At 37.6% G+C, this 14,114-nt stretch carries 13 protein-coding genes; 8 read left to right on the forward strand and 5 right to left on the reverse strand.

The features are described 5' to 3' along the window. Positions 1–383: 383 nt before the first annotated feature. The 4 genes from A8709_RS15225 to A8709_RS15235 form a co-directional block, all read right to left on the reverse strand. Positions 384–1,724 carry a sugar phosphate nucleotidyltransferase gene (locus A8709_RS15225; protein ID WP_065853210.1) on the reverse strand — a complete coding sequence of 447 codons (1,341 nt, stop codon included), beginning with the start codon at positions 1,722–1,724 and terminating at the stop codon, positions 384–386. Positions 1,725–2,021: 297 nt separating this feature from the next. Next, entirely contained in the window at positions 2,022–2,333 is a 312-nt protein-coding gene (locus A8709_RS35145; RefSeq protein WP_244163197.1) for a glycosyltransferase, read from the reverse strand. A gap of 33 nt (positions 2,334–2,366) precedes the next feature. Beyond that, positions 2,367–2,690 (reverse strand): glycosyltransferase family protein, encoded by a 324-nt coding sequence (locus A8709_RS35150; protein ID WP_244163198.1) that lies wholly within the window; start codon positions 2,688–2,690, stop codon positions 2,367–2,369. Between the two features lie 179 nt (positions 2,691–2,869). After that, positions 2,870–3,664 carry a DUF6492 family protein gene (locus A8709_RS15235; protein WP_065853211.1) on the reverse strand — a complete coding sequence of 265 codons (795 nt, stop codon included), beginning with the start codon at positions 3,662–3,664 and terminating at the stop codon, positions 2,870–2,872. Between the two features lie 1,016 nt (positions 3,665–4,680). Here A8709_RS15235 and A8709_RS15240 point away from each other — a divergent pair. The 3 genes from A8709_RS15240 to A8709_RS35440 all read left to right on the forward strand — a co-directional run bounded on the left by A8709_RS15240 (position 4,681) and on the right by A8709_RS35440 (position 6,530). Continuing rightward, positions 4,681–5,502: a hypothetical protein gene (locus A8709_RS15240; protein ID WP_244163199.1), complete on the forward strand. Its 822-nt coding sequence runs from the start codon at positions 4,681–4,683 to the stop codon at positions 5,500–5,502. A gap of 286 nt (positions 5,503–5,788) precedes the next feature. Next, positions 5,789–6,049, forward strand: coding sequence for a hypothetical protein (locus A8709_RS15245; RefSeq protein WP_065853212.1), 261 nt, complete (start codon positions 5,789–5,791; stop codon positions 6,047–6,049). A 358-nt stretch (positions 6,050–6,407) separates the two neighbouring features. Continuing rightward, complete coding sequence (locus A8709_RS35440; protein ID WP_279615868.1) at positions 6,408–6,530, forward strand: hypothetical protein; 123 nt, start codon at positions 6,408–6,410, stop codon at positions 6,528–6,530. An 886-nt stretch (positions 6,531–7,416) separates the two neighbouring features. On the opposite strand, the gene A8709_RS15255 is transcribed toward A8709_RS35440, so the two are convergent. Then, the gene (locus tag A8709_RS15255) at positions 7,417–8,988 is read right to left on the reverse strand and encodes a COG4705 family protein (RefSeq protein WP_065853214.1); all 1,572 of its coding nucleotides are present in this window, start codon (positions 8,986–8,988) and stop codon (positions 7,417–7,419) included. A gap of 406 nt (positions 8,989–9,394) precedes the next feature. Between A8709_RS15255 and A8709_RS15260 the strand changes: the two genes are divergently transcribed. From A8709_RS15260 to A8709_RS15275, 5 genes are all read left to right on the forward strand, one after another. Beyond that, positions 9,395–9,943 carry a DUF1003 domain-containing protein gene (locus A8709_RS15260; RefSeq protein WP_065853215.1) on the forward strand — a complete coding sequence of 183 codons (549 nt, stop codon included), beginning with the start codon at positions 9,395–9,397 and terminating at the stop codon, positions 9,941–9,943. A 549-nt stretch (positions 9,944–10,492) separates the two neighbouring features. Next, a complete protein-coding gene (locus tag A8709_RS34550; RefSeq protein WP_167357079.1) occupies positions 10,493–10,669 on the forward strand; it encodes a hypothetical protein in 177 nt (58 codons plus the stop codon). After that, a complete protein-coding gene (locus tag A8709_RS15265; RefSeq protein ID WP_279615874.1) occupies positions 10,666–11,625 on the forward strand; it encodes an MGDG synthase family glycosyltransferase in 960 nt (319 codons plus the stop codon). Before A8709_RS34550 ends, A8709_RS15265 begins: the two co-directional genes overlap by 4 nt. A gap of 670 nt (positions 11,626–12,295) precedes the next feature. Further along, positions 12,296–12,955 carry a TVP38/TMEM64 family protein gene (locus tag A8709_RS15270; protein ID WP_065853217.1) on the forward strand — a complete coding sequence of 220 codons (660 nt, stop codon included), beginning with the start codon at positions 12,296–12,298 and terminating at the stop codon, positions 12,953–12,955. Positions 12,956–13,654: 699 nt separating this feature from the next. After that, positions 13,655–14,086, forward strand: coding sequence for a hypothetical protein (locus A8709_RS15275; protein WP_065853218.1), 432 nt, complete (start codon positions 13,655–13,657; stop codon positions 14,084–14,086). Positions 14,087–14,114 lie beyond the last annotated feature (28 nt).

Consider the following 14,114-nt stretch of genomic DNA (forward strand, 5'->3'; position numbering starts at 1 on the left):
AAAACCAAAAGCCAAGTAACAATAACAAAAGCAGCAGCAATAACGGTATTGATGATGCAAATATTAATTCTGGTGGTTAATAATTAAACAAATTAGTAGCCTCAACAAAGACCCTTACTTCAAATTGAAGTGAGGGTCTTCTGTATAGTTGTTTCAAAGGTGGTAATATCGTTTGAAATAAAGTATATGTCATCATAGTTTATGTTGAGTGAGTAATGAATGTAGAGGGTAAAAACCTACCCTATTGGAAAATGAGATAGACTTAAACTTTTGCAATACATAATAGGACTGTAATGTATCTGAATAGTGGGCCGAGATAGCTTGTAATTCAATACTATTTAAAGCTTGGTTTTTCACCGTAGAAGTCTAATCAATTGAGCGAATTACCAGTGAATTGCATAACGAGTGATATCTTCTTGCGCAAGTTCTTTCCCCAATACGACTTCCATTAACTCAAGATGAGTAACTGCCTTAATTCCATGCTTGATGCCTGCTGGAATTTGTAAAGCATCACCCGCCTGAAGCATGTACAGTTTATCCTCCATAAGGATTTCTGCACAACCTGACAAAATCGTTACGATTTCTTGACAATTGTGATGCTGATGATAACTTGTATTGTTTCCTTGAGTGAGATTCACTTTCTTAATCATGGTTTCATTCCCATCATCTTTCTTCCAATAATCAATTATTCGATAGGAACCCCATCGTTTCTCTGCATACATCGGAATAGGGGAAATATCAGCGAGTATTTCCTTAATTTGATTAGCTTTATCCTTATTTGCGATTATAATCCCGTTAGAATTAGCCGCAACAATGATATCTGGAACGCCAATAATTTTAATTGGATAAGGCAGTTCATTGACAATGTGGGAATTGACTGCATCATCTGAGATTCTACCTAAACCGATAACTCGATCCTCGAAATGACTGCAGAGCGTTGTCCAGCTCCCCAGATCGCTCCAGAAACCTTCATATCCCAAGACGACAACAGACTGTGTGTGCTCGACTACTTCTCGATCAAAGCTTAGATTTGCAAGGTTCTCGTAATTTGCTAACCATGTATCAAATTGATCAGGAAATCCACTATTATGCAAATAAGTAAGCATGAATTTTAAGGGGAAAGCAAATACGCCACAGTTCCACATAGCGTGATGCTCTATTAAACTGATGGCTATTTTTTCATTTGGCTTCTCAATGAACTGACTGACGAAGGCATACTCGTCACACTCCTTAGGCAGTACGGGAACAATATAGCCTAATTGATCTGAGGGGTTAATTGGTTTCGTTCCCAAGAGTGCAAGATCTGCGTTTGAACGTGAAAGAACTTCAGGAAAGCAGTGAAGTAACTGAAAAAAAGCAGTATCTACATATGTGTCAACGGGAAGAATACAAATCGTTTCATTTGGATCCACTTGAATTTTCTCATGAAGATAACTTATGGCTAAAGCGGCAGCTGTAAAGGTTCCTCTTTTATAAGGTTCTGCTATGATCGGAATGTGTTCACCAACATAGGTGCGCGTAATCTCCATTTGACTTTGATGAGTAACAATATAGGTGGATTGAAGCAGTCCGACCTCATCTAATTGTCTGCATATTCGCCCAATCATTGATTCGCTGACACCATCTTGGCTTTTTAATAGTTTAAGAAACACTTTAGAGCGAATCTCGTTGGATAAAGGCCATAGTCTTTTTCCCGACCCCCCGCACAATAGTACAATACGCAAGTTATATACGCCTCCTTGGGGTATAGCATCCTTACTTGTATTTTTTGAATTTCATAACTTTTTCAAGCGAAAGCTTCATTAACTTCCCTGCACGATCATGATAATCGATACATATCCTTTCTACCTTGTCGTCCTTTTGCTTTGCAAAGCTCGGGATTCTCATAAGCTTTCCTCAAGGTCATCTTCAAGCTTTGCAGATCAGGTTCCGCCCATAGTTGTCCTTCTTGTGCAAATAGATTGCTGAACTTTCTCGATATGGTATGGGAACTATTCATACTTAATGTGCGGTTCTTCAACTTATAAGGAAGTAGGAAAGAGTTTTTTTTTCGTAAGGAAATCCATCTGCCCACCCCAACCAGTCGCGATGACTGGCACTCCGCTAGCCAATGATTCTAGAAAAGGGAGTCCGACACCTTCGCCACGTGTGGGAAGGTCGAAGGCATCTCCAAGCGTGTATAAACCTTTTAGCTGTTTTTCACTTATCCGGTTGCCAATAATGAGAATAGGAGCTTTTTTTTTCGGATACCGAGTCTTTTTTTTGTATAACCATATTTGATGTTTAATCCATTTCTCATTCTCAAAAGGTGCATATCCGTTCGTTTTTATCACAAGAATAACATTGTCACGAGAGGAAAATTCTTCTCAGTATGCCCGTAGCAGGCCTTCTGGATTTTTTCGATGCTGAAAGCCGAAGACAGAAACAAAGGTGAATTTCCCTGCTGCTTGAGGCAAAAATATCTTTTTATTGTTCGGATGAAATTCCTTGGTATTTACACCATGAGGAACAATATAAATCGGGACCTTGATACCGCTATTCTTTAGCGCCATCTTGTTATGCTGTGATGGAACACAAATCGCATCAAATTTGTTCATACTGGAAAGCCAACTTTTTTGGGTCCTGTTTGTTTCCCATACGGTGTTCAATATGATAGGATCATAAGATATTCGCACTTTCTTCCATTGCATGTGAATTGGAATATGATGATAAATAAGTGCTTTCTTGACTTTTGGGAGTATACGATTGCTTGTAGTACCTACTATAACAGTGACACCTTGCCTCTTTAGTGATCGTACATACGCTCTACTTGCTCGTCCAAGGCCGCTAACCTTGTGTACAGGTCCTTTTCAGACAACATAATAGGGCTTCATTTCACTAACTTCTTAATGCTTTTAACGTAACCTTTACGTTTGTGAAAAGATATCGACCTATAAAGTTTTGACAGGGAAGATATTTTAGAAGGAGACATATGTGGACCTCTCATATTCAAGCTCTTATTCATTGCAGGCTTTAAGATCATTTTGTCAGGCTTAATGGAATAAAGGAAATTACCGTAGGTCTCAAATTCAGAGAAAGCGAATTGCTTGGATGTATTCATGCTTTTCATAATGGCTGAATACCAACTTTTTTTATGTTTAGACTCAATCACTTGTTTCAATTGCTTTATTTTTGATTTTTCGAACAACATGTAATGAGTTACGAAAGACAATCGAGCAGAACGGCTTTTTCCCATCAATTTTTTATACGTATTGAAATATTCGCCTTGACTCCAGTTTCTACAGTAGTACACAGTCTTGTTGCCTATCTTAAAGACGTGCGGACGAATGAACATGGTGTCTGCATCTATGACCAAATAGTACTTTGATGTACATATCGTATCGCCGTTCATTTTGAGAAGCTGCTGATATAGCCATCCAGAACGATTCCAGGTTTTTCCTTGATAATGGATGTCTCTCTTCGTTATAGGTAGAACGGTATCTTCATGTACGAATCTACACCCCTTTTGTGAGCAAAGATTAAGCATTCGTTGAGTACGTGGAGCCACAATAATGATTTCTCGAATAGGGTGCTTCACAAACTTTCTCACAGCATCAATTACATGGGGAAGTGTCCCTAGATCCTTATCAATCGCTGGGATTAATACATCAATTGGTTTTGTCATTCACTCATCTCCATATTCAAAGTTATTTACTATGATATGTAGGGAGAAAGAAAAGGGGTGGGTAGATTGAGGTTGGACCTGTCTAAATAACAATTTTAATGATTTTCTCATATAACTGAAAGAAAAATGGCCATCCAAAGTGACGCATGCGAGGGCGCCCTCGTTACTAAGTGTCATTTGTCCCTTCCATTTACCCGAGCTTGCTTCGTTTAAATTAAGGCCTGCATGGCGGAGTTAGCGTTCACGTGCGCGTAATCTCTAAGATCTCCAGACTCTATTAAAACACCAGCTAAATCAATTGCACTCATACGTGTAATGCCTAGAATCTTGCCAGAATAAGGGATACATTCAACAACGTCTTTAGCTACTTTTTCGATCCTCTGCAGCTGTTTATTTTGCTAGTCATGCTCTTCAAGAAGCTGTTCAAGATGGAGCATGTAAGCGTGTGAAGCCTGTTTGGAACCAACGGTTTGCTTGGCAAGATCGATGAGTAGATGAGAGCTCTACGCACACCAGAATGACGTTTCATGGATTTCTGCCATCCTCTAATAACATCGTCAGGACTTAGTTTACATAGGTTAGCTGGGAGCGGAAAGAGCCGAAGGGTTAACAAAGTGTGAGGCCATAAAATTCGCGATTACCTGTCTACTGACCTACGTGTTGTACAAGGACATGTCCATAATTGGTTGGATCGTTACTTCCCAGAATTCCTCACAGTGTTTAAGGATTGGGAATGTAAATCAGCCATTCAAATGCTAAGTCTAAGCATGCTGCGGCAAGAGCTCGTATCGTTATCAGATGATTTCTTGCTTGGGCGTCTTAGACAAGTGTCGAGTGACAAGAAAATAGTCCGATAAGCATCCGCAGAAAATGCGGTTTTTTTATTTTATCGGAACAAATTCTTGTCATTGATCAAAGACAAGAATTTGTTCCGATTGCCGATTCTTTGAAAGAAATTGGTCGAATAACATGCAACGTGTTGTTTTATAAAAGACGGGAGTAAAGTTGTTCATTTCATGAAATTATCAATAAAAGGAAATTTTACGAAGTTCACGAATACATACATAGCACAATATTTTGTGAATTTCGCAAAAAAGACGTTAACTGAAATCCCGAAGAAAAGGAAGATAAGAATGCACGATAAAATAAAGGAATCATTAATTGGAATACTGAAAGCAAGTCTTTCAAATGTCCCTTATGCAGGAGGACTGTTAAACGAGCTGATATTTGATATTAGAGGGAGAATTGTTCAGAAGAGAATTAATAATTTTGTAGAAAGTTTTCTAAATTATATACTTGATCATGGAATTAATTTGGAAGAAAGTGCCTTTACATCAGAAACTTTCAATGATTTATACATATCAATATTGAAGCGAGTAATCGATATTACAAGTGAAGAGAAGCTTAGAATTTTTCGTCAAATATTGGTTTCAAACACAATTATGTCATATGAATCAACTTTCAGGGAAACCTTTTTGGACTTGGTTAGTAGACTTGATTACATACAGATAGAAATATTGAAGATGTATAAGGAAACAGGACGAAGAGGGAGTATGGATTTAGAAGATGGTTATATTGGCAGTGTTAGTCAGTTAACCAGTAGGTCATTCAAGATAGAAACTATTGAGACAATAAAAACTCACTTTCCAAATATTAATACGATCGAAACAGAAGGAAAATATGAATTTTATATGTGTGACTTAATTTCGAAGTCTCTTCTTGTTGATAAAAAAACGATGGGCAATACATGGAATGTTGTAGAAAAAGAAGGATTAACTTTGCTTTATATAACTGATTTTGGGAAGGAATTTATTAATTTTATTACTTCGACCCCATAAAGTAAACATGTTGATATGCCGAATCGAAGAAGTCGGGATTTCAGTTAACAACGTATTCACGCGACGGGCCTGACGGCCCTTGGTCTGCAGATGGATTTCGGGGAAGCAGAATCAGCAGACAACCTTGCACTGGCAAAGTCCGTCGGACCCGGCGCTAATGCGCCTTAAGCCAATGAGGGTTAGTGAAAACAACAACGTTATACGTAACCCTGTAACCAAATAGACGATATTGATGGAGTGAATCCACTCCAAAATGAAAATTATGTATAGTGGAGGAACGTGACCCGTGATTGATAAAACGCTTGAAATGGAGCTATATAAATATAATGTTTATGATGCATGGCAATTTGTATTAAACACCTCAAAAGCTATTGATACAGCAGAGTTTTGTATGAGTGTTTTATTTGATCTAATTAATAAAATCTCTAGTGAACATGATGAATGGAAGGATAATTTGTTTAATAATTTAATGAATCAAGAGAATGATTTTAAAAAGGTTTCAATTACTACAAAAAATCTTCCGAATTATAAAATACAAGTTTTCTGATATAGAAGTACCGGTTGTGTTTCTATTGAATAAGTAACAAAAGACTTTTTTCAATATATTAGAAATTCATTTGACTCAATGTCCCAAATTTCAAATGCAGCTTTATTAGCCAACAGGGCAAAAAAAATTGACAGTGTTGATTTCCCAAAGATGAAGGGTGTTTTTGATCAACAAACATATGCACAAGATTTTCCTGTCCAATGACACGAATATGCCTACATAATTTCAAATCCAAATGCCTTAGGAATCAGGCTTTTTTATTTTTATATAGGAAGATTTGTGTCATCTAAAAATGCACAAATGTCCCAACATTGTAGTCTGACGATACAAATTCACCTACATTACAGGAGATCGATTTATGGATCGGATCGAATCATTCAAGAGATTCTCCATTTGCCAACAAAATAACCCTAATTGGTCAGTTGATACGTTAGACTGGGATGGGAAAAGTGTTTTACAAATTCTGAGCAGCGTAAGATAAGAGGTTAGCCCTGGCGCAATAATCCTGCAACACTTTGCAGGCGGGAAGCAAGGGAGTCTCAACAACACGGTAGAGGCACTTCCTCAGATTATCGCCTACTTGAGGCAAAAAGGTTATACCTTAGTGACGGGGTTCCAGAGCTGCTCTCTGCCAAGTAACAAAAGTTGAATGCAAATACAACCCAGTTCCACATAGCGTGAAACTCGATTAAGTGACTGGATGCAAGTACATTAGGCTTTTCAATGAACTGGCGGTAGAAAGTATATTCATCATACTCCTGGGCAAAACTGAACAATTTATCCGAACTGATCACTTTCCCGTACGAACCCATGATAATTGAAAAATATATCTTCTGCCTTGGTGTCCTTTTACTTACTTTGCAAAGTCCTGGATTCTCATATACTTTCCTGGTTCCGCCCATAGTTGTCCCTTTTGCGCAAAAGATGGCTGAACTTTCTTGAGATGGCATGCTGACTGTTCATACGGACTGATGGGTTCCTCAATTTATAGGGAATTAGGAACGAGTTATTAGGCGTAAAGAACTCCATTTGCCCGCCCCAACCTGTTGCGATGACCGGCACTCTGCCCGACAACGCTTCTAAAAAAGGTAGTCGACACCCTCTCCACAAGTGGGGAGGACGAACGCATTACCGATCGTATACATGCCCTTCAGTTGGCTTTCACTGAGTCGCTTGCCGATAATGACGAATAGTACTTTGACGTGCATACCGTATCGCCAATCAGCTTAAGCAACTGTTGATAAAGCCATTCAGCCCAGTCCTATCTTATGCTTTTATTATTGAAGTGATTTGCCTCCATTAACAAGTCAGATATTGACATAAACGAGAAAAAGGGTCGTCTGAAAACAGACGACCCTTTTTCTCGTTTATTTATTTGCTTCGTTAAAGATGCTAAGCGAATTATTAAGTGCAGATTTGCACTTGACGGCATCAGGTTTAGACGAACGAACTGACGCTAATACCACATCAATCGTTCCATCAATTTTGGTCCATGTTGTGCCATCTATTTTCCTAAGCTTAGGCTCAGAAGTGTCCCATTGATGTTCCAAACTGTCTGCGCTTTTTTTCGCCGAAGCAAAGTCATTTGAGTTTACAGCGTTTAACATATCCGTTTCAATTTTAACAAAATCGGATAATTGCCCAGCTAATTTATTTTTTGGAGAATCCGGTTGCGATTTTCCAACTGTTGTAATTTGCTGTGAATCGGTTTGCGAAGAATCGGTTTGCGATGCTGATTGATTTGCTCCATTGATGATAGTAAGTGAATTGTTAATTGCAGTTTTGCTTTGGCTGACATCAGGTTTTCCTGAACGAACGGATGCCAATACCACGTCAATAGTTCCATCAATTTTGGTCCATGTTGTGCCATCTATTTTTCTAAGCTTAGGCTCCGATGTATCCCATTGATGTTCCAAATTGTCTGCGCCCTTTTTCGCCGAAGCAAAGTCATTGGAGTTTACATTGTTTAGCATATCCGTTTCAATTTTTACGAAATCGGATAATTGTCCAGCTAATGCAGCTTGTGCAGAATCGGTTTGCGATGATATACGATTGCTTAACCCAACATAACCGCCTATTCCAACTACTAAGGAAATACATAGAACCACAGCGGTTTGTGTCAAAACATGTTTCTTGCTTCTATCTACTTGGTTCGTTTCTGTTGGCTCACTTTTTACCGTAGTATCTAATTTTGTAATTGCAAGAAAAACGATGATGGCTAAAATAGCTATAAGAAAAATGACACTAGTAACTGTTGTCCCCAAAGCCAACGCACCATTCTCTTTCGGTTGAGATAGGTAATCACCTAATGATGCTCCGAGTGGGCGAGTAAGAATATACGCGATCCAGAACGCCAATACCCCATCAAGCTTAAAAAATTTCCATGCCAAGAATACGCAAGCTATGATGATAACGACTGCGGTTCCTGTGAGAAGATAACCAAGACCAAGTTGTTCAGAAAATAAATCGCCGACTGCGGTTCCAAGTGCAAATGTGAAAAGGATGGTAAGCCAATAGAAAACTTCTCTTTTTCTCGTATAAATCGAGTGTATCGAGAGTGTTTTCTCACTAAGATACCAAAAAAGAAATGTAAATCCTAGTAACACGGTAAAAACGAGTGTACTAGTTTCGAGAGGTATTCCGACATTGTCTGTCAAATTATCTGTTACCAACGTCCCAAATACGCTAATAAGCACAACAGTTAGCCAATAAAGGCCTGGAACATATTTCTTTGCTCTGAATTGAAGAATTAATGCGATGAAAAACGATACTCCCATAATTATGGTAGTGACAGTTAAACCAAATCCGAGATTGAAATTGATGAAATCTGCAAATGTTTCACCGACTGTTGTGCATAAAATCTTGATTATCCAGAAGAAAATAGTAATTTCTGGCACCTTGTTAAGTAACATTTTCATTTTATTTTGGTTTGCTTCCATACATAATTTCCTTCCTTTGCAGTTTTTATTTTTCCCTCAATCCACAAAAGATATCTGTTTAATTTAAAAACGAATCCTTTTACTCAACTTATAGTACATGCTTCAAATGAGATTCTAATGAGAAATAATTAATTCAGAGCAAAAAGTAGCTATAGGTAAATGTGTTTGCAATGTTCGAATGACGGGAGTATTATGAATAAGACTTTTGCAATCCAATTTGAAGGAGTTGAAATTTTTTATGGGTAGTCGAAGTTCTAGCGAACCTGAGCCAGATTTACGAAACTGGGGAGTCATGAATACTAATTATCATTTGGAGGTTTGGTTACTTCATAAGAAAGTCATCAATCCTAAAAGAATAGGTATGCTGGGTTCCTGACTTCCTCAGTTAACAAGAGGAGGGTTTCCAATGACAAAAAAGAATTACTTTAATAAAAAAAATGACATCCAAGACGCTTCTAAAATTCAGGGTTTCGATATTGAAATCAATCATACGGATGCCAAACGAATTGATAGATTGGTGGATAATTACGAAAAAAGCATTCTCACTCATTTAGACGAAGAATATGTGCGAAAAACGAGTTGGTCGGATCGAATTGCAGACCGTATTGCATCATTTGGCGGTAGCTGGAGATTTATTATTTTCTTTGCTGTATTTTTAATTTTGTGGATTATATGGAACACATTACCCTTTACGTATCACTTTGACTCACAGCCATTTATCCTATTAAATTTATGTTTGTCTTTTATCGCAGCCTTTCAAGCTCCAGTCATTATGATGAGTCAGAACCGTCAAGCCGCAAGGGATAAACACGAATCCATTATTGACTTTGCTATTAATTATAAATCAGAGCAAGAAATTGATGACATGCAGAGTCATCTCCACAGAATAGAAGGAGAGCTTATTGAAATAAAGCAGCTATTGTTAGCGAATCAATTGAAAAAGCAAGAAGTGTAATGTAATTAAGGAGCTGCATCTGCAGCTTCTTTTTTCATATGTGCGCGTTAGTAGAGAACTAATGAACCCAACCGTATTTTCTATAAATAGGTTACATAAATAAACAAATAGATCGTGTTCTAGAGTTATTGAAAAAAACAAAAAAGTTTTTATCCTTTTGAGGATAAAGGCAACTAAAACAGCTAGACTAAACCTGCTTGTAAGATGTGAAATAATTAAGTAAATTGCTATTTCGAGTAGGTATTTAAGATGATAGATGCTCTTAAACAAAATGCTCTTAAATATCAATTGCTTTTTTCTTTTTTGTATTATTTTTAAATTCCCATATATTCATTTTCGTTATTCCAGCCGGTCCGTCAAAGACAAGATAACTTATATAAGGCGGTTTTTTTTATTTTATTTTTGTAGCACTATATCAATATAAAGTGTTTGATCTCCAACATGTGTCAGCGCTATTATTTAGAAAAGAAACTAACATCAAAGATTAAGTGAAACACATATTTGGAGAAGCGCTAATTTGAAGAAGGAACATACTTGGAGGTATATCATGTGAAAAATCGTAATCCAAGGATCATAATTCTGACTGCTAGATTTGGGGACGGACACATCCAGGCTTCCCGGGCGCTGATGCAAAGCTTTAAAGATCAAGGGGTAGAAGACGTAAAAGTGATTGATTTGCTTCTCGAAGCTCATTCGTTCCTAAATATTCCAAAAAGATTTATATAACCAGCACACTAACTACCAAATATGGGCTTGACTACTACGGTTGGAGTTATTACATTACCCGCAATAATAGCTTGGATAGACCTTGGAGCAAGTATTTCAATTATTTAGGGGAAAAGAAATTAAGGGAAATAATTCATCAAGAACAGCCAGATGGGATTATAAATGTCTTCCCATTCGGCGCAACACCTGAAATTGCTCAGGGTTTTGACATTCCAACGTTTACGGTATTAACGGACTATGCCTTGCATGCCCGTTGGTTTCATCCCAAAACCGACAAATATTACGTTGCCACGAATGAGCTCAAGTCGGAATTATTGACCAAGGGCTTTGAAAACGAGCAAATCGAAGTGACTGAGATTCCAATCAGATCAGCATTTTACAACGTTTCAACAATTCATAACAGCTTTATTAAACAATTAGATCCATTCAAAAAAACAGTAATGATTGCTGCGGGAGCATATGGAGTACTAGGTGAAATCGAAGTCATGGTAAAGTCATTGCTATCCAATTCCGACTGCCAAATTGCTATCGTTTGCGGACGAAATCATAAAATGGAAAAAAGTTTAAGAGAAACTTTTGAAGGAATCAATCAGGTTCACATTTTCGGGTTTGTTGAAAACATTCAAGAACTAATGGCGATTTCTTCGTGCTTGGTAACAAAGGCTGGGGGACTCACACTTTCTGAGGCATTAACTTTGTCGCTTCCCGTATTTATTTATAAGCCATTTGGCGGACAGGAAAACGCATTGTATTTTGTCAATAAAAGAATAGCCATGATCGCATTTAACAAAAGTGAACTGGAAGAGCAACTTATTAGTTTCCTTTCAGATGAAAAGTACACAAAAGAAATAAAAAAGCGTATGATTGCTCTTCGCAAAAAGAGAGCAGCTGACAATATTTCAAAAAATATCCTACAAACAATTACGACAAAAATATTGGAACCAATCTTAGTTTAATCTCGACTACAAGACAAAATCGTCGGTTTGGATGCCGGAGTGGACGATCATTCTTGTGATCTTTTTTTATAGCAGCGGTATGGTTAAACTTGTCCATGTCCAATATACATTGAATAGGTGGTGCCTTTCTCTTTATATCAAAGAGGAGGGCATTTTATTGTACTTTTACTTTTCAAAATTATAGTTAAGTCCATTGAACGAACGCTTTCAAGACCCCTAAAAAAGTTCGAAAACATTTCGATGAATCCGTAGAGGCGATTGAAAAACATTGGGGTAAAACCGATCTATTATCGTCCCCCTTTGGGTATTATTAATGTTTTTGACCTGATTAGTGATTTCGATTGGTCATCTGGTCGTTAATGGTAAGTTATTGTAGAAGTAAAGGAGGCACTGAGAGAATAAAAAAAAAATTACTAACCATACTACTTACTGCATCCATTGATTACGGAATCTGACTCCATGAAACGCGCTATACAGAGCTTTCTTTCCACGGTTTTTAGAGGTTTGTTTTGCCAGCTTACACTTTGCTATGTTCTTATTATTCGTTCTTCAACCTAACGAGAGGGATCAATTAAAATTGAAGACTTAACTATTAACACCAAGAACAGCGCTATTTCAATGCAGGAACTTAATAAACAATTGCGATTTCACTTAGTAAGGATTGATTCACATGAAGCAAACTCAAACCAATACGAAGCTTCTAAGCAGTATAAGTATACTTGTCATTGTAGGCATCATAAGCTATTATCTCTATCTTGTTCAGACTGGAGAAGCGGAAAGACTAATTAATCGTATTCGGGATTTTGGGAAAATAGGAATTATTATTGGTATCCTTGTCCAGTCTATTGTGAATATTATCCCTGTGCCTGGAGAATTTATTTCAATTGCTCTTATGGAATTATATGGTCCAATTTGGGGAGGTGTTTATTCATGGATTGGAGGTATAATGGGTGCGGTTGGAGCGCTCTATTTAACAAAATGGATAGCAAAGCCTTTCTTCGGTAAATTAGCGCAGCCATTCCTTCAAAAAGTGGAAGAATTCACAAAAAAGCATGAAACATTTGGTCTGTTAGTCATCCGATTCGTCCCGCTGGTCCCGTACCATTTTGTGAACTATACAATGGGGTTTCTGAAAATAAACATTTGGTCTTTTATCTGGACCACTGGATTGGGCATACTTCCCTATACGATAGCAATGAGTGGTATTTATGCGGGAGTTCGAAATGGTTCACTTCTATGGGGAGCCATCGGTATCTTCGTTTTTATAGTATTGCTAGGTTTAAGCTGGATGATAAAAGCCAGGCGGAGACGTATCTCAAATCGCATATAATTAATTTGAATTTAGATCCTCAACAGAAATGAAAAGCACCGCACTTTGAATAGACATTTGAAAAAGCTCAGTTTAATCCGAAGGAGGCGCTTTTTCGTTTTCGCTGCGTAGTTGACCCAATTAAAGGAAACTAGACAGCAACTCTAAAAAATCCCCGATATTTATCAACATTTTCTCAATAAATCTTCATCTTCCTCCTGTATTCTTATGCATAAGAGGTGGTAATCTCTTGTCTAAACAATATTGGGTATTTCATACTTCAGCGGTTTTTTTAGGAATTAGTCTGTATTATTTTACAATCATCGGAAAAATGAGTACATCCATATAACTTTTATTAACGGAAATTGCTTCCCTTGCCATATGCAGTGGAGGTTTTGCTATTTTACATTTTACGTCCATAACTACTCCAAACCTCAGTCCCGAACTGTAGGTCTTTTTTTGTTGTTCAAGGTTTACATCTAAAAATTCTGAGCAAAATTATAAAATGAATTAACGTGTCCTTTCGTATCGATAGCCATATCAAAGCATCAAAGCCCCGTGTATTTACACTTCGATAAGAAGGCCGTAGTTTAGCCGCTCCTAGTAAGGCAACGTGATCTAGTTGCTATACTTCGCAACACTATTAGATTTTCGCGGGCGTAACCCGAATACCTTATCGCACATATTGCTTGGTAAACATACATTGGAGCTTTCATTTGGGTGACGGTTTTTATCTCTCTAGGGAAGTTAGGTCCACAATGGAAGCAATATCATCATACGATTAATCGTTATCTGATTTACGCAGGGATTATGGCGGCCTCCATATTGCTGTTGGTATACGCCTACCAGAGAAATAAGATTCGATATACCGCACTGCTTACAAGTAGCATCCAAAAGGATCGGATGCTCAAATTAATGTGTTTTGCGTTTGTAATTTTGGGGGGAGAAGCGCAGGATGAGGGATTACGAATGCTATTTAATCGCGTTGGACCTGCCGCTATCAATCATGGATTTCCCTATACATTTCCAAGTGAGCAATCTTTGATTTCATTGACAGTATGTGACTTTGCGGCTTATTTGCTAGTTAGAAATATAGGGAATTTGAAAGTTCGTATCTCAGTGACCTTTTATGTTATTTTACTATGTCTCTAGTTGGGATCTGTCGCGTCTTCATTTATGT

The organism is Paenibacillus pectinilyticus (genome assembly GCF_001700435.1).
Classification (GTDB): Bacteria; Bacillota; Bacilli; order Paenibacillales; family NBRC-103111; genus Paenibacillus_E; species Paenibacillus_E pectinilyticus.

Excerpts from the sequence above, each read along its gene's own strand:
- A8709_RS35150 (WP_244163198.1), bottom strand. The coding sequence starts at position 2,690 with ATGCAATGGAAGAAAGTGCGAATATCTTATGATCCTATCATATTGAAC.
- A8709_RS15235 (WP_065853211.1), bottom strand. The coding sequence starts at position 3,664 with ATGACAAAACCAATTGATGTATTAATCCCAGCGATTGATAAGGATCTA.
- A8709_RS15240 (WP_244163199.1), top strand. The coding sequence starts at position 4,681 with ATGAAATTATCAATAAAAGGAAATTTTACGAAGTTCACGAATACATAC.
- A8709_RS35440 (WP_279615868.1), top strand. The coding sequence starts at position 6,408 with ATGGATCGGATCGAATCATTCAAGAGATTCTCCATTTGCCAACAAAAT.
- A8709_RS15255 (WP_065853214.1), bottom strand. The coding sequence starts at position 8,988 with ATGGAAGCAAACCAAAATAAAATGAAAATGTTACTTAACAAGGTGCCA.
- A8709_RS15260 (WP_065853215.1), top strand. The coding sequence starts at position 9,395 with ATGACAAAAAAGAATTACTTTAATAAAAAAAATGACATCCAAGACGCT.
- A8709_RS15270 (WP_065853217.1), top strand. The coding sequence starts at position 12,296 with ATGAAGCAAACTCAAACCAATACGAAGCTTCTAAGCAGTATAAGTATA.